Genomic DNA, 15661 nt, shown 5'->3' on the forward strand with positions numbered 1-15661 from the left:
TGCCGCACCTTGGCACGGCTGTTTCGCTTGCCCCGGTCTGGAATGCGGTCAAAATGAACGCATCCGGCGCTTGCCTCGCCAGAACCTGTAATACAGCGTCCACGAGACCAGATTTCCCACCAGCACCGGCAGCAGCGTGTAAAGCAGCGTGAGATAGATCATCAGACTGCGCTGCTCAGGTGCGAGTTGGGTCGCAGCGGCCACGCACATCAACGTCACCACCGGCAGCCCGGCAAAGCCATAGGGTACGATGCGTTTATCCGGCAACAGGAACAGCAGACAGCACACCGCCGTTCCGGCCAGTGAGATCAGTGTGCCGTGCAGCATATTTTCCAGCATGCTGCTCTCAAAAGGCAGCAGTCGGTGCAGCGGATCAGTCAGCAGCACATAGGCCGCCGTAAAAACCAAACAGTCCAACAGCGCCGCAAAGAAAACCGTCAAAACCATTGGGCTTTTTCTTTTGCCGTCCTTGGTCACAAACAACGCCATAGCAAACTCTCCTTTCCTGTCGCCGGAGCACCATGCAGTAATCAACCCATCATGGTCCAGAAATCACGTACCGGGTTGATGTTTTCATAAATTGCGGTGGGATCAAACGCCGATACATTCAGCTCATCAAACGGGGTCGAGCCTTCCGCCGGCTCGATATCGTCGCGTACCGGCCAGCCGCCCAGCGTATTGAACTCGTCATAACCCGAGGTATCGCCATCTACGCCGCCCATCATAAAGCGGATTAACAGTTTGGCTGCGTTCGGATGTTCACACTCGCCGACAACATACAGCGTATTGATCGCCGGGATACCGGTGGTCGGATACAGATTAATCGGCGCCAGACACCAATCGTTATCCACATTCTTGCGCAGCTTGCCGGACGAGCAGAAGCCTATCGGCGGATTATCCTGTCCCTTTGTGCCAATCGATTCGGCGATTTCATCAGAAGAGGAAGCAAAGATAGGCTCATTGTCGTGCAGACGCTTGAGGAACTCATAGCCCGCGTTCTCGCAGCCCTCGGAAAGCTCCAGCTCCTCGCCGGTCAGCTCCTTGTAGGCTTCGGCAAGCATATCCGGGGTATCTCCCACGCAGAAGCCGGTGATCCACGAGCCCCATGACAGGTTATCCAGCGGATTCTGCATCATCACGCGGCCCTTCCACTCAGGCAGGGTGACTTCCCATATGTTGCTGATCGGCGCGCTGTCCGGATAGGCTTCCGCATTATAGAACAGCTGGATGAGCTCGATGTACATCGGGGTTTGCACCTCGCTGTAAGTCTCGTCGATATGGCTGAGAATGTCGGCAGGCTTATAATTGTAGAACTTGCGCGCCTTGACATATTCGTTGTACAGCGTGCCGTCCTCATCCTTGAGGTGAATGACATCCGCGACATGCTGACCCGCATCATACTCACGGCTGACTTTCTCAAGCAGCTCATTGTTCGAAATATCGAAGGACTCCACCTCTATTTCCGGATACTTTTTCATGAAGGCATCCGCAACCTTGGAGATACGGGAGGAAATCGAGTAAATCGTCACCTTGCCCTCCTGCTTGGCCAGTTCGTAAAGCTCTTCATCGGTATCGTCGGTGTTAAAGATGCCAGAGGACTGTTCCCATTCGGTCAGCTCCATTGTGCCGTCGGCTGCCGCCTGATTGGGGTTGTCGATCAACTCGACCGAGGTATCGCCACCGCCGCAGGCGGTCATGGATGCCATCATTGCCGCGGCCATCAGGCCGGCCAGAACTCGTTTATGCTGCAACATGGTTATTTCCTCCTTTTCTTTTATACCGAATACTTAATCAGGCTCTCCGTCTTTTTGTCAAAGACATTGATTTTTTTGGTGTCAATGGACAGATAAACCTCCTGATCGGGGTTGAAATGCGTGATACCGAGCGCCTTCACAACCATACTCGCGTCACCGCACTTGACCGTGACCAGCGTTTCCGAACCGGCGGGCATCGAGGTGTAGATGCGCGCTTCGATATCCGAGGGAGCGCGGCGCGCAGCCTGGATGGTGACCTGTTCGGGACGGATACCCAGCACCACGTCGAACCGCTCAGCGCCCGGCATCTCAGGCGTCAGATCGGACCTGGGGAACTGCATATCGCCCAGCGCACTATGCACACAGAAGCCGTCCGAAGTACGCTCGGCCGTACCGCTGACAAAGTTGATGCGCGGGTTGCCGATAAAATCGGCCACATACAGGTTAACGGGGTTGTTGTACAAATCCAGCGGCGGTGCGACCTGCACAATCACGCCCTCGCGGAAGATCGCAATCTTAGTGGACATGGTCAGCGCTTCGACCTGATCGTGTGTGACATAGATCATCGTCGTGCCGGTTTCGGTGTGCAGACGCTTGAGCTCACTGCGCATATCGACGCGCAGCTTGGCGTCCAGATTGGACAGCGGCTCATCAAGCAGCAGCAGATGCGGCTCGGAGGCGATAGCACGCGCAATCGCGACACGCTGCTGCTGTCCACCGGACAACTCAGATGGATAACGGTCGATGTACTGATCAATCTGCATACGGCGCAGCGAATCCTGCACCCGATTTTCCACCTCTGCCTTGGGCAGCTTCTGGATGTTCAATCCGAAGGCAATATTCTCACGCACGGTCATGTGCGGCCAAAGCGCATAAGACTGAAACACCAGGTTGAGCCCGCGCTCGCTGGGCGGCGCAAAGTATGCCTCCGCCGCGTTGACGACTTCCTTGTCATCCATGTGAATCGTGCCGCCCTGCGGCTTTTCCAGACCGGATACCACACGCAGCGTTGTGGTCTTGCCGCAGCCGGACGGTCCGAGCAGTGTCATAAAGTCGCCGTCTGCAATTGTCAGATTCACGTCCTTCAATACATGGTTTTTGCCGTAGTATTTATCGATATGCTTGAGTTCAATTTTGCTCATGGCCCATACTCCTTTACAGCTTTCTCTTCACATCCCTTTTCGGGCTTCTCTCTGCGCGGTTCCATCAGCCGCCCATGCTCTTTGCGAGATCTGCATCACCAAAGATATTGGCGATGGCGTATACCAGAAATACGATAGAGAACATCACGATCGCAACACAATCCGAAGCCTGCGCGGCATTGCCATTCTGATACTGGAATGCCAAATACGGCAGCGTCGAGGTCGTCGGCGTCATCAGCAGGATAATCAGGTCGAGTTCCTTCATAATGGAAACAAAAATCAGCATGAAGCCTGAGATAAAGCCGCCCTTGGACAGCGGGAATACGATGCGCACGAAACGCTTAAAGAATCCGGCGCCTGCGATCTCGGCAGCCTCTTCCAGCTCACCGCCGATTTGCAGCATATTGGATGTGCCGGCGCGGGAGGCAAAGGGCAGATGCTTGACAACCGAAACCAGTGTCAGCAATGCAAACGTGCCATACAGCGAGGGAATCAGCGTCACGCCGAACAGCGTCTGCGGCTTGGAGAACATCGAAAGGAAAATGCCGCCGAACGCGATGGACGGAATCAGATACGGGATGAACACCAGTTGTTCAACCACACGGCCATACAACTTGCCGCGGCCCTTGGCGCAGATGTAGCCGATGATCTGGCCGAAGATTGTGCCGAAGATGCCGTTGACAAAGGTCAGTTTCAGCGAGTTGATGAGCGAATTGATAAAGTCGTCATTCTTAAAGATACCGGGCAGACCCTCCATGATGTTCGGCACCGGATCGCCGATCCAGTAATGCAGCGTGAAGTTAGACAGAGAGTAATTGCCTTCCTTGAGCATAAACGACTCGAGCACAAGCAGTGCGATCGGCATGATAATGCCCACGATAAAGAACACAAACAGTATCACTGTAATCAGAGGCTTATGGTGTCCCAGTCGAATCGGGGTGCTGCGTCCACCCTTGCCTCCGATGGTAGCATAAGACTTGCGCGAACCTATCAGCTTCTGGTTAACAAACACTGAAATCGAAGCAATAAAGATGAGCAACAGCGCCATAGCGAATGCGGTTTGTGTATTCTGAGACTTGCTGTTCATATACAGCTGACTGGACAGGGTCACAAAATTGACCTTGGAGCCTAAGTAATTGATGACACCGAAGGTACCGATCGCCTTGGAGAAGGTCAGAATAACGGCGGACAGCATGGCCGGCAGTACCAGCGGAAAGGTGATCTTACGCAGAATGGTCGCTTTCCCTGCGCCCTGAATCTCGCCCATCTCCTCCAGTTCGGAGTTGATAGAGTTGAGCGCTGCGGACACCAGCAGGTAGGCATAAGCGTAATAGTGCAGCGACAGCACCGTGATGATCGCAACCGGACCATAGGCCAGCCAGTCAGGAACATTGATGCCCATACTCATCAGAAAGCCGGGTGCGCCGCCGATACGTTCGGTCTTGAACATGGTCAGCCATGCCTGCGATTTGCACCAGCTGGGAATCATGTATGGAATGATAACGGCAAGCGAAAAGAATTTCTTAAACGGCAGGTCGGTACGGACCATCAGCCACGCCAGCACCGAACCGATCAGGATGGCGAAAAACGAAACGCACACGCCGATCATCAGCGAGTTGAACAGCGGCTCAAGCAGCATCTGCCCGGTCAATTCGCTGGCCACCAAACGCTTCCAATAATACAGCGTAAAATCGCCCGCCGCTCCGCCAGCCAGTCTTGCATCCTTCTGCGCCAGCGTAAACGAGGTGGAAATCATATCCAACAGCGGCAATACAATCAGGTAAGTGAGCAGCACAATTGCAATCAGCACGATCACATTGTAAGGGTTGGTCACCACTGCTTTGATCTGGTTTTTCAGCCGTCTGGATCTGGAATAATTCTGTTCCTTCGGTTTCATCGTTGTTATGCCCCCTCCGTCAGTTTTTTATTGAAACACTCGATCGCATCGATAAGTTCGGGCAGCGACTGAATTCTTGCATCGGCCTCCAGCCCGCATTCTTGATACGCCGCATCTTTATGGTAGGTCAGCGGGTTATCGATTTGAATCATCAGCGGCCACCTTAGCATAAATGCCTGCCAAATCTGGTCGGGCGGCAGTTCAATGAGATTTTTCTCACAAAATCGCTTATATGCCTTTGCTCCGGCATCCACATGGGACAGCAGCAGCGCGGGCGATTCTTCGGTTGGCATGTCGTGCCGATTCAAGAACTCCCACAGTCTCTGCGCGTAATTGCGATCACATGCGGACGATGCATACTGTACATGTACCGTACCGCCGATATCAAAGAAAACCGCCCGGATCATGGCATCACCTCGCTTTCTCTTTTTCATCGCTTTCCGTGTCTATATATTGCAACTTTCGCAAACGTTTCCGTTAACTGATTCAATCCTACCACTGTCCCTGTTTCCTGTCAACATGTTCTCATAATTTTTACTGTTTTCACGAATGTATCCCCTATATTTTTATCCAATTTGCATAGTTGTTTTTCCTTTCATCTTCGCCTATACTGTATTTACGCAAACGTTACCGAAATATTCGGAAAGATGTGATGCAAATGAAATATGATCTCATGATAATTGGCCCAGCTACACGTGATATCAATATCGATTATACCGGAAATACTGTGCATGAAATCGGAGGAGCCGTCTTTTTTTGCTCTTTTTCTGCAAAAATAACTAACGCAAAGGTATGCGCTTCTGTTAAGATTCATCCTTCAGACACAGACATCCTGGATGCATTCTCACTCGACCATTCAGATCTGTTCCTGCTGCCTGCCAAGGACACAACATTGATGCGCAATACCTATTTTACCGCCGACCGAGAACGCCGCAAAGCAGAATGCCTAAAGCAGTCCGATCCAATCACACCCGATCAGATTCCTGCTGTCGATTGCAGCCTGTATCATCTGGCCGGGCTGCTGTACGGCGATTTCCCAAATGATCTGATCGTAGAATTGTCACACCGCGGCAAGGTTTCCGCTGATATTCAGGGTTTTTTGCGTCATAACGAACTCGGCACAATGAACTTTCATGACTGGAAAGACAAGCTGGAATATCTGCGTTACTTCGACTTCCTCAAGACCGACGCAGCCGAGGCCGAAATTCTGACCGGCACGGACGATCGCCGTGCGGCAGCCAAAATGCTGTACGATTGGGGTGCAAAGGAAATTCTCATCTCGCACAACAGCGAGATGCTGGTCTACGACGGAAAGGATTACTACACCTGTCCGGTCAAGGCGCGCAATCTGTCCGGCCGTACAGGCCGCGGCGATACAACCTTCGGCGCATACATTGCCAAACGTATTACCGGCACACCGGTTGATGAGGCACTTTTGTTCGCTACCGCCGCTGTATCACTCAAAATGGAATCCCCCGGCCCGCTGCGCGGCACCGAAGCAGACGTGATGCGTTATATTGAGGACTTTTATCGGTAAAACAATCGTTTCCATCCTTGTTTTTCCGCATAAAATGCGCTATGATAATGCTGTAATGAAACTTTAGAAAACAAGGAAGGAGGCCGCAACTCCATGCGTCATGTAACAATCAAGGATATTGCACGAATTGCCGGCGTATCCTGTTCGACAGTGTCACGCGCACTGAGCGGTTCCTCCGAGCTGAGCGAGAAAACACGCGAGAGGATTTTGGAAATCTGTCGGCAGGAGGGCTATCGCGTCAATGCACTCGCGCGCAGCCTGATTTGCAGCAAGACCAATGTTATCGGTCTGATCGTGCCCGAAGTGACCAATCCCTTTTACGCCGAAATTTCGCTCGGTATCGAGACCCGAGCGCGCAGTCTGGGATATAATGTCATGCTGTGCAACAGCATGCACGACCCCGCCACCACTGAATCGCTGTTCGAGTTTCTCATCAGCCATCAGGTGGACGGCATTATTCTGGCCAGTTCGCACAACGATTCCGCACATTGGGTGCGGCAGTTTGCGCCGTCGGTGCCGACTGTACTGCTCGGTACAGCCTCAACCGAAGGCGGCGAAGAGATAAACTCAGTCAGCGTCGACAATCTGGTCGGCGGGCGGATCGCCGCCGAGTATCTGCTCTCCCAGGGCCATCGGGACATCGTATATCTGGGCTATCGCCCGTCCAGCATCACCCATCAACTGCGCTTCCGTGGCTTTTCCGAAGCGTTGGAAAAGGCCGGACTGCGCCCAACCGTGCTGGAAAACCCGGCCGACTCTTCCTCTATCGCAAGCGGCCACGCACTCAGCCAGCAGTTGTTTGCTCAGCCACTGCACAGCACCGCCATTTTTGCCGCCGCCGATGCAATCGCGCTCGGTGTGCTGCAAGCGGCGGACGAGGCGGGCATTTCCATCCCAGAGGATCTGTCCCTGCTGGGTTTTGACAACATCATTTATTCTTCCCTGCCGAAAATCATGCTTTCTACCGTCGACCAGCGGAAGCAGCTGCTGGCAGAGGCTGCTGTCAATCTGCTGGCTGAAATCATCGACTCGCCTTCGCGTGAGGAATATACCCACCGTCTGATCTTGCCGGCGCTCGTCGTGCGCAGCTCGTGTCGGCAAGCCGGTCCGGTATCCAAAGTGCCGTAATGCATTCCGCCGTTTTTTATCACACATTCTCTCAATACACACTTCATACACGCCGGCGGAATCTTTACTGTGCTTTTCAGCAAATGCCGCCTGTTGGCGGCATTTTTACTTTTACCCCTTCCACTCTATAATAGGAGGTTTTTCCATGTACCGAATCGAAACCCATCTGCACACCGCCTATATCTCGCGCTGTGGCTGGATGAGCGCACAGGCTCTCATCAAATCCTACGCTGCTGCAGGCTATGATGCAATTTGCGTCACTGACCACTACAACCGCGAATGCTTCGACTACGCAGACATCGATCTCACCCAGCCTGGCAGCAAAACAGATGCATTTCTGCTCGGTTTCCGCCGCTTGCAGCGTGAAGCCGCCGGCTACGGCATCCGCATCTATGAAGGTGCCGAACTGCGCTTCGATGGTTCGGAAAACGACTATCTGCTGTACGGTTTTTCGCACGATCTGCTTGCCGATCCGGATGCCGTCATGCGTGATGGGCTGGCATCATTTTACGCGCGTGCGCACGCAGAGGGCGCGCTGATCGTGCAGGCACATCCCTTCCGTCCCAAATGTACGCCTGCTCCGGCGGAATACCTGGACGGGGTTGAGGTACTCAACTGCAACCCGCGGCACGACAGCCACAACGACCTTGTATACGCCTATGCGCAGCAGCATGGACTGCTGATGACCGCGGGATCAGACTGTCACCGTCCGGAAGATGTGGGACAGTCCGGCATCCTGACCGATACCCTGCCGGAAGATGGCTACGGCCTTGCGCAACTGCTCCGTTCAGGTAATTATCAGCTGATCAAGCCAAATTAAACTGACGATGCAGCTATTCACACGCTAAAACTAATCGAGTTTTCATAAGTTCTTAAAAGAGACATCAAATATATGATTCACTGTGCGGCATGATATGGATGGATTGGAATGGCTTTGCATAATATGTAATCCATCCATCGGCACAGGAGGAAGTATTGCAAGCAAAAATGGTACTCCGAGGCATCCTGCAGTGAGGCCACAAACGTAACAGCAGAAAAGCTGCGAAAAAGCATACTGGGCAATATACACGGAGGACTACTGAAGAATTTGTCATAAGATACAAAAAACCATATTCAATATCAAAAATATCAAGGCAAAAGATTGGCTAATATGGAGAAAGTGTTGATTTTGTGAAAAGAAAGTTGACTTTGGAAAAACATAGGGTGTAAGATTAAACCAACAAAACAAGAACACAAAATTTACGGCCGCCTAGAGCAGGCATTTTTTTAACCGAGTTTATGAGAACGTTTACATCGAGGTGAGAGACATGGCAGCGACAATTATTGATGTGGCAAATTTATGCGGATATTCCAAGGCCACCATATCGCGTGCATATGCTTCACCCGAGCGTGTCAGCCCCAAGACAAGGGAAAAAATCTATGCAGCGGCCAAGGCACTGAACTATACGCCCAACGCCATTGCCCGGGCAATGGTCACCAAGCAAACCGAAAATATTGCTTTTATCATTCACGAAAAACAATATCCGGTTATCTTGAACCCGTTCTATTCTCCCATTCTGGAGGCAATTCTGCAGGAGGGCATCAAACGCGGTTACAGCTTGTTTATTTCCACCGATCATGATGTACGATTGCCAAACGGCGAGATTTATCTGAAAAAACACATGGATGGCGTCATTCTGGCGGGACAGACAGACAGCCAGACCATTATGAGCTACCGCAAACAGAATATCCCAATGGTGCTGCTGAATAATCGCATCGACTTGGATGACCTGCTCTGCATCACAGCAGATAACTTTGGCGGCGCGGTGCAGGCGGTTGAGCATTTATACCAGCGCGGACATCGCCGGATCGGTTTACTGGCCGGCCGGTTTTCTCCCCAGATCTATACCGCTCGTTACAATGGCTATATCAGTGTACTGAAAAAACACGGATTGGCAGAAGATCTTCGTTTTGTACAAGATATCGAACCAACGGTGGAAGCCGCAGAACAGTATATCTCCTCCATTCTGCACCTGGAGGATCGTCCGACCGCCGTTTTCTGCACCAATGATACGATAGCAATTGGCGCAATCAAAGCTGTAATCCGCGCAGGGTTGCGGGTGCCGCAGGATCTGGCTGTGGTAGGCTTTGATGACAGTGAAATCAGCCGCGTAATTGAACCGGAACTGACAACCGTGCAAATTGATAAACAGCTGATGGGAAAACTGGCTGCTTGCAAATTATTTGACAGTATTAACGGAAAGAATTTGGAGGAAACATGGATAGAGACACCGACAAGTTTGATTGTACGCGGTTCAGCTTGAGAGGATGCCCCGAAAGACCGCTGCGGTCGCAAAAAGAACAAATAAAAAAATGAGGAGGGATGCTATGCGCATAACATTTATCAACGTCGGATACGGAGATGCCATTCTTTTTCAAGGAGAAAACGGTTATACCGCGCTGCTGGATGGCGGTGGAAACCTAGAGGAGGAATTTGCAGGCGATTGTTTTCGGATTCGTGCAGTAGATTACTTGCAAAAACAGGGAATTACACATCTCAATGATGTAATCATCTCACATATTCACGAAGATCATGTTTGCGGTTTAGAAGAGATTCTCCGTCGTATCCCGACAGATCGTCTCCATGTGTCCTATTTTTTGGAACCGTTTTCATCCGCGCGTCCATTGACGCCAGGACCACAAGCTCCCCGCAGTGTCGTATTGTACACCAAAGCGTTGAATGCATATTGCCGCATATTGCAGCAGCGTATACAAAGTGGTCAAGCAATTCACGTACTCAAGTCCGGAGAGCAGCTCTCCTTGACAGAAGGACTCACCGCAACCATTTTAGGGCCAAAACCGGCCTCAATTCAGAGTTATTTGAGACGAATCGAGCAAGTATTCGAGAGTGAAAGCGAAGAGGAGGTGACAAGACTGTTGGGTGAGCTCGACGCGACATCCAACCACACAAGTCTGCTGATAAAATTCGAAACAGCCGGTCTGTCGCTGCTGGCGGCAGCAGACAATTGTCCACGGGAATGGGGAGACGTTCCTATTGATTTATTCAAAAATGTAAACGTTCTCAAATTGCCGCATCACGGACAAAAGGATGCTGTTTCGGAACAATATATGCAGCTAATGCCACTCGAAATCGTCGTAACAACTTCTGCTTCCGACCGGCGGTACAACAGTGCCAATCCCGAGGTATATGAACGCCTAATAGCCATGCATCAGGGAAGAGCGCCGTTGCGTTTCCTGTTCTCAGACGAACGGGAATATCCGCCCTATTTTTCACAGCCTGATGGGTTTCAGGCAATCACACTTGTTGTAGATTCCGACAAGATAGTACCGGAATTTATAAAGATTTGACACAGAATTTATTTTTTAGAATGGAGGAACAAGGATGAAGAGGAAACGGTTATTAGCAACAATTATGGCAGGATTATTTGCACTGAATCTGGCGGCATGCAGCGGTCCGTTAGGTGGCAGCGCTGGAGGCGGCGACAAGGACGAGAATTTCCCCTCCAAGCAGGTCACGATCATCATGCCGTGGAGCCTTGGCGGTGGCCCTGATACGATTGCACGTCAGGTAGCTGCATACGGCGAAAAGTATTTGGGTGTTCCGGTCATTGTAGAAAACAAGACGGGCGGCGCAGGCACGATCGCGATGAACACAGCCTTGCAGGCAGCCGATGACGGCTACTCAATGGTAGTCGCAAACGGCCCGCTTTTCTCTCTGACCCCCAGTTTCCAGAATGTTTCCTACACGCTCGATGATATTACCCCGCTCATCGGCATGCGCATTACGGAATTTGTTGTACTGACCAATGCAAAGAGCGGCATTACCACGATTGATCAGCTCAAGGAATACGCTGCATCGGGCAAGACCATCAAGTACGCCACCACCGGCGGCCCGGGCAATGACAGCTATACCATGATTTCCGTACTGTTTAAGATGCTCGATATCCCGGCCGAGGCCATTCCCTACGATGGCGGTCAGGACGCCATCAACGCACTGGTCGGCGAGCACGTAGACGTTGCTATCGGTTCTCCCCCGGTATACCGCGATTATGTTGCCAGCGGCGAGCTTAACTGCCTGGGCACTTTCATCCCCGAGGGCATCGACGTTGAGGGCATCGGTCATATCCCGTCCTTTAAGGAGCAGGGCATTGACGTAGAATTTACCGGCATGGATTACTTTGCTGTTCGCTCGTCGGTAGATGACAGCAAAAAGGCTGTTCTGACCAAGTTCATTCAGGATGTCTATGCAGATCCTGATTTCCAGAAGTTTATGAGCGAAATGGGCATGGAAGCCTGGGGCGCGACCGAGGACGAGATCCTCACTATGATCGAGGACCAGACCAATGCCATGAAGGAATATATCCCGCTCATCCAGTAAGCCACAACCGCGCCTGGTGACCGGTCCATCCGGTCATCAGGAACTCCCTGTTGAGGTGACCGACTATGAAAATCAAATACAATACTGAAATCATCTCCGGTCTGGTCTTTGTTATTGTTGCCGCCATACTCTGGCTGCTTATCCCTTCCCAGATTCAGACTCTCGAGAAATCCGCGATCAACGCGCAGACTATCCCCCGCATTGCCATTGGCGGCCTGCTTTTATGCTCGGCTGGTCTGCTTATTCAGGGACTGCTGTCCCATGACAAAAAAGAAATCGTCATCACGCGCGAAACGTTTCACTCTGAAGGCTTCCGCCGGGAAATGCGCTCGGTTATTTTTGCCCTCATGTTAATCGCCTACTGCTTTCTTATCACCCTGCTCGGCTTCATCATTTCGACCATTCTGTTGGTTATTTCCATTTTGCTGTTTTATGGTGCACGCAAGTGGTATTACTATGCGATCCCACTCGTCATGGTAGGCGTCGTCTACTACGTATTTGGCGTCCTGCTGCGCATCTCGCTGCCGTGATTGTGAGAAGGGAGGATTTTTGTGGATTTATTTTTTCAAGGCCTACAAATTCTGCTGCAATGGCAGAACTTTCTGATTATACCGATCGGCTTAGCGCTTGGTATTGTTGTTGGCGCTATTCCCGGTCTGACTTCTGACCTCGGTATTATTCTGTGTATCCCGCTGACCTACGGCATGGACCCGACCATGGCCATCCTGATGCTGCTGGCTATCTACTGCGGCGGTACATACGGCGGATCCATCACCGCTATTCTGATCAACACCCCCGGTACCTCGGCCAATGCTGCGACCCTGTTTGATGGTTACCCGATGGCTAAAAAGGGACATGCGTACAAGGCGCTGTCCATGGCGCTGTTCGCCTCAACCATCGGCGGTCTGCTCAGCGCCTTTGCCCTGCTCTTCCTCGCTCCTCAGATCGCCAAGATCACCCTGCTGTTCGGTCCTGCCGAATATCTCGCACTCGCGGTTTTCGGCCTGTCGGTCATCGCAGGTGTATCCAACAAGAGCGTCTTAAAAGGACTTATCGGTGCATGCATCGGTATCTTCATGTCTACTATCGGCATGGATAATATCAGCGGCACCACCCGCTTTACCTTTGGCAATATCAACCTTATGAGCGGCATTGATCTAATCATCGCCCTGATTGGTCTGTTTGCAATCTCGGAAATCATGATGAAATCGCAGTACAACCCCAGACTCGATCGGCAGAATATCAATGCAGCTTCCCTCACCAAGGACAAGGTAACCCGCGACGAATATCGCCGCTGCCGCAAGCCCATCGCGCTTGGTTCACTCATCGGCATTATCATCGGTGCTACTCCGGGCACGGGCGGCGGTCTGGCTGCGTTCATCTCCTATAATCAGACCAAGCAGTCCTCCAAGCATCCTGAAACCTTTGGTCAGGGCGAGATTGAAGGCATCGCAGCTTCTGAATCAGCTAACAACGGCGCATGCGGCGCTACCATGATCCCCATGCTTACGCTGGGCGTCCCCGGGGACGGCGCGACCGCCATTCTGATGGGTGCGTTCATGATTCACGGTATGGTGCCCGGCCCGATGCTGTTCAAAGATCAGGGCAACATCCTGTACGCAATTATGCTGGGCCTGATTGTAGTCAATGTTTTCATGTATGTGATCGGCAGCGTATTCACCCGATTCTACGCGCATATCACCCGTATTCCGTATGAGATTCTGGCCTGCATCGTTCTCACCTTCTGCATTGCAGGCTCGTACTCTACCAACAACCGTCTGTATGATATCTATATCATCCTGATTTTCGGTATCATCTCTTACTTCCTGCGCCGCATGGATTTCCAACTGGTTCCGATTCTGCTCGGCATCGTGTTGGGGCCGCTGGCAGAGGACAATTTCCGCCGCGCTATCGTCCTGTCGGATGGCAGCCTGAGCATTTTTGTCACTCGGCCGATCAGCTTGTTATTCCTTGTGATTGCAGTCGGCTCGATTGTACTGTTCGCATGCCGTAACCACAAGGCAAAGGTACAGAGCGCGCAGGCAGAGGTGCAGAGCGCACAGGCAAACGGTTAAGCACATTCCCAAATATCACTAAAAAATGTTCAATATAAAAAAACGGCGGAGTTCTGTAATAATACAGCCGCCGCTTTTTTATTAAGAAGGGAGAAAAACCGTATATGAGAAACTCCATCAAAAAAGCAATATCGGTATGCCTGTTTACAGGTATGATGGCAAGCACGGCTCTTGCTGCACAGGATGCACCGCAAGCAGATAATGCGGCATGGTCTGGAGTAACCTATCGGGATAACAGCGTGCTGGTGGAAAGTGCGAAAGATATTGAAATTCTGAACGGCAGTTTTCGTGTCAAGGATCTGAAAATTACGGAAGGACAGGATCCCGAAGGCAAAAATCATGTGGGCCAAGTTCATGAACTGACGGAAAATGCCTTTACCTTTACCTGTGGCCGTCAGGGTTCGCAGGAAGTGGCGCAATGGTTTAACCAAAAATTCTCAGGATATAACGATCCGGCAGTGACCGGCGATCGAACAACCTTTGATCAAACAGCGGATGAACTGAATTTTGCCTTTGTGGGCGATTTGCAGCTCACGGTCAAAGCACCGGCTTTCCCAGAAGGACGTTCTGTCACCTTTGAGGATGTGGCTTTTGCACAGGGAAGCACCGTCTTTCGCAACAACTGGTGGTTTGGGCAGCTGAAAGGACAGCATACAAGAGATGCAGACGGTCCGGAGCGGATGCTGGCAATCGGCGCGGACGAAGCCGGAAATACGATATTCGGCTCCTTCCTGCGCGGCGGAAACGAAGTCAATGCCGTTTCTCTGGAAGCCATCTCTCCGGCCAGTCCGGCAAATGATCGTGCGGTAACGCTGCCGCATGTGCAGCAGGCTTTTCACGCACTGCCGGGCACAGGCATCCGCAGCGAATTGAAAGGATTTGGCGGAAATTATGACCCATCAGTCAATCACATACAGGGTTATGCGCAATATCCGGCCGCGGACGGAAAAAATTACGCACTTCTGACACACAGCGTTTCAACAGCACCGTATGCACACATTCTTGTCGGTCCGAAAAACGGCGAAGAAATGTGGGGATTCAAAACATATTTGCAGAACTGGCAGCATCCGGGCGGCGTACAGAGCATCGGCGATTATCTGCTTGTGCCCAGCGAGCACGACAATCAGGCGCATATCGCACTGTACGATATGCGGACGCTTTCGGTACAGGAATTGCGCAGAGTAGAAACGTTTGACTTGACAGTCAATCATAAAGCAGGCGCACTGGGCATTACTTCTTATAAAGACGCAGCTGGCACAGAATATTATCTGCTGCTTGTAGCCCATCTGGATGGAGATAAGAGCGTGTACCATGCGTACCGCGCACCGGCGGCAAACGGTCTGGAGCAAGCCGCCTTTGAGAAGGTAGGCAGCTTCCCGCTGGACAAAGATTTTCAGGGATTTGGTCTGGTTACCGAAGCAGAAACCGGAAAGGTTTATATGATCGGTCTCTGGTCGCCAAGTGAAGGCGCAACCTTTGCCGACTATGCGTATCTTTATGAATTAAATACACAGAATTGGACCGTCGGCGAAGCACTGGAAGAGAAGCATCTGACTAGTCAGGGTGGTTTTCCTGGGATCATGGGTGTGCATTTCCGCTATGGCGCGGGCGTGCTTGTAACGCCTGATCAGAATCTTATGCTGTATGCTTCCGAACGGAATACCGTCTTGGGCAGTGTGCTGGCAATCAACGATTGGGTGAGCGGACAATGATAACCGCCTCAACCTTTTGGATGTACGCATCCGAACCA

At 51.7% G+C, this 15661-nt stretch carries 13 protein-coding genes and 1 pseudogene; 9 read left to right on the forward strand and 5 right to left on the reverse strand.

Annotated features, from left to right (window positions below; translation table 11 throughout):
- Window positions 1-48: 48 nt before the first annotated feature.
- The 5 genes from ACESSO_RS03935 to ACESSO_RS03955 all read right to left on the reverse strand — a co-directional run bounded on the left by ACESSO_RS03935 (window position 49) and on the right by ACESSO_RS03955 (window position 5227).
- Entirely contained in the window at window positions 49-489 is a 441-nt protein-coding gene (locus ACESSO_RS03935) for a hypothetical protein (RefSeq protein WP_373163747.1), read from the reverse strand.
- A gap of 41 nt (window positions 490-530) precedes the next feature.
- Entirely contained in the window at window positions 531-1754 is a 1224-nt protein-coding gene (locus ACESSO_RS03940; RefSeq protein ID WP_373163748.1) for an ABC transporter substrate-binding protein, read from the reverse strand.
- Window positions 1755-1774: 20 nt separating this feature from the next.
- Window positions 1775-2896 carry an ABC transporter ATP-binding protein gene (locus ACESSO_RS03945; protein ID WP_373163749.1) on the reverse strand — a complete coding sequence of 374 codons (1122 nt, stop codon included), beginning with the start codon at window positions 2894-2896 and terminating at the stop codon, window positions 1775-1777.
- 64 nt (window positions 2897-2960) lie between these two features.
- On the reverse strand, window positions 2961-4793 hold the full coding sequence (locus ACESSO_RS03950; RefSeq protein WP_373163750.1) for an ABC transporter permease: 1833 nt from the start codon (window positions 4791-4793) through the stop codon (window positions 2961-2963).
- A 5-nt stretch (window positions 4794-4798) separates the two neighbouring features.
- On the reverse strand, window positions 4799-5227 hold the full coding sequence (locus tag ACESSO_RS03955; RefSeq protein ID WP_373163751.1) for a hypothetical protein: 429 nt from the start codon (window positions 5225-5227) through the stop codon (window positions 4799-4801).
- A gap of 224 nt (window positions 5228-5451) precedes the next feature.
- Between ACESSO_RS03955 and ACESSO_RS03960 the strand changes: the two genes are divergently transcribed.
- The 9 genes and pseudogenes from ACESSO_RS03960 to ACESSO_RS04000 all read left to right on the forward strand — a co-directional run bounded on the left by ACESSO_RS03960 (window position 5452) and on the right by ACESSO_RS04000 (window position 15623).
- Window positions 5452-6330, forward strand: coding sequence for a PfkB family carbohydrate kinase (locus tag ACESSO_RS03960; RefSeq protein ID WP_373163752.1), 879 nt, complete (start codon window positions 5452-5454; stop codon window positions 6328-6330).
- Between the two features lie 93 nt (window positions 6331-6423).
- Window positions 6424-7458 (forward strand): LacI family DNA-binding transcriptional regulator, encoded by a 1035-nt coding sequence (locus tag ACESSO_RS03965; protein ID WP_373163753.1) that lies wholly within the window; start codon window positions 6424-6426, stop codon window positions 7456-7458.
- Between the two features lie 145 nt (window positions 7459-7603).
- Entirely contained in the window at window positions 7604-8278 is a 675-nt protein-coding gene (locus tag ACESSO_RS03970) for a PHP domain-containing protein (protein ID WP_373163754.1), read from the forward strand.
- Between the two features lie 487 nt (window positions 8279-8765).
- The gene (locus tag ACESSO_RS03975) at window positions 8766-9761 is read left to right on the forward strand and encodes a LacI family DNA-binding transcriptional regulator (protein ID WP_373163755.1); all 996 of its coding nucleotides are present in this window, start codon (window positions 8766-8768) and stop codon (window positions 9759-9761) included.
- A gap of 64 nt (window positions 9762-9825) precedes the next feature.
- Window positions 9826-10530: pseudogene (locus ACESSO_RS03980) on the forward strand (ComEC/Rec2 family competence protein); the annotation flags it as partial.
- A gap of 340 nt (window positions 10531-10870) precedes the next feature.
- Entirely contained in the window at window positions 10871-11836 is a 966-nt protein-coding gene (locus tag ACESSO_RS03985; RefSeq protein ID WP_373163756.1) for a tripartite tricarboxylate transporter substrate binding protein, read from the forward strand.
- A 65-nt stretch (window positions 11837-11901) separates the two neighbouring features.
- Window positions 11902-12366: a tripartite tricarboxylate transporter TctB family protein gene (locus tag ACESSO_RS03990; RefSeq protein WP_373163757.1), complete on the forward strand. Its 465-nt coding sequence runs from the start codon at window positions 11902-11904 to the stop codon at window positions 12364-12366.
- 21 nt (window positions 12367-12387) lie between these two features.
- Window positions 12388-13911: a tripartite tricarboxylate transporter permease gene (locus ACESSO_RS03995; RefSeq protein ID WP_373163758.1), complete on the forward strand. Its 1524-nt coding sequence runs from the start codon at window positions 12388-12390 to the stop codon at window positions 13909-13911.
- A 152-nt stretch (window positions 13912-14063) separates the two neighbouring features.
- Window positions 14064-15623: a hypothetical protein gene (locus ACESSO_RS04000; RefSeq protein ID WP_373163759.1), complete on the forward strand. Its 1560-nt coding sequence runs from the start codon at window positions 14064-14066 to the stop codon at window positions 15621-15623.
- Window positions 15624-15661: the final 38 nt, after the last annotated feature.

The sequence above is a fragment of the Agathobaculum sp. Marseille-P7918 genome (assembly GCF_964248325.1).
Classification (GTDB): Bacteria; Bacillota; Clostridia; order Oscillospirales; family Butyricicoccaceae; genus Agathobaculum.

Coding starts and splice junctions, on each gene's coding strand:
- ACESSO_RS03935 (WP_373163747.1), bottom strand. CDS start 489: ATGGCGTTGTTTGTGACCAAGGACGGCAAAAGAAAAAGCCCAATGGTT.
- ACESSO_RS03940 (WP_373163748.1), bottom strand. CDS start 1,754: ATGTTGCAGCATAAACGAGTTCTGGCCGGCCTGATGGCCGCGGCAATG.
- ACESSO_RS03945 (WP_373163749.1), bottom strand. CDS start 2,896: ATGAGCAAAATTGAACTCAAGCATATCGATAAATACTACGGCAAAAAC.
- ACESSO_RS03950 (WP_373163750.1), bottom strand. CDS start 4,793: ATGAAACCGAAGGAACAGAATTATTCCAGATCCAGACGGCTGAAAAAC.
- ACESSO_RS03955 (WP_373163751.1), bottom strand. CDS start 5,227: ATGAAAAAGAGAAAGCGAGGTGATGCCATGATCCGGGCGGTTTTCTTT.
- ACESSO_RS03960 (WP_373163752.1), top strand. CDS start 5,452: ATGAAATATGATCTCATGATAATTGGCCCAGCTACACGTGATATCAAT.
- ACESSO_RS03965 (WP_373163753.1), top strand. CDS start 6,424: ATGCGTCATGTAACAATCAAGGATATTGCACGAATTGCCGGCGTATCC.
- ACESSO_RS03970 (WP_373163754.1), top strand. CDS start 7,604: ATGTACCGAATCGAAACCCATCTGCACACCGCCTATATCTCGCGCTGT.
- ACESSO_RS03975 (WP_373163755.1), top strand. CDS start 8,766: ATGGCAGCGACAATTATTGATGTGGCAAATTTATGCGGATATTCCAAG.
- ACESSO_RS03985 (WP_373163756.1), top strand. CDS start 10,871: ATGGCAGGATTATTTGCACTGAATCTGGCGGCATGCAGCGGTCCGTTA.
- ACESSO_RS03990 (WP_373163757.1), top strand. CDS start 11,902: ATGAAAATCAAATACAATACTGAAATCATCTCCGGTCTGGTCTTTGTT.
- ACESSO_RS04000 (WP_373163759.1), top strand. CDS start 14,064: ATGATGGCAAGCACGGCTCTTGCTGCACAGGATGCACCGCAAGCAGAT.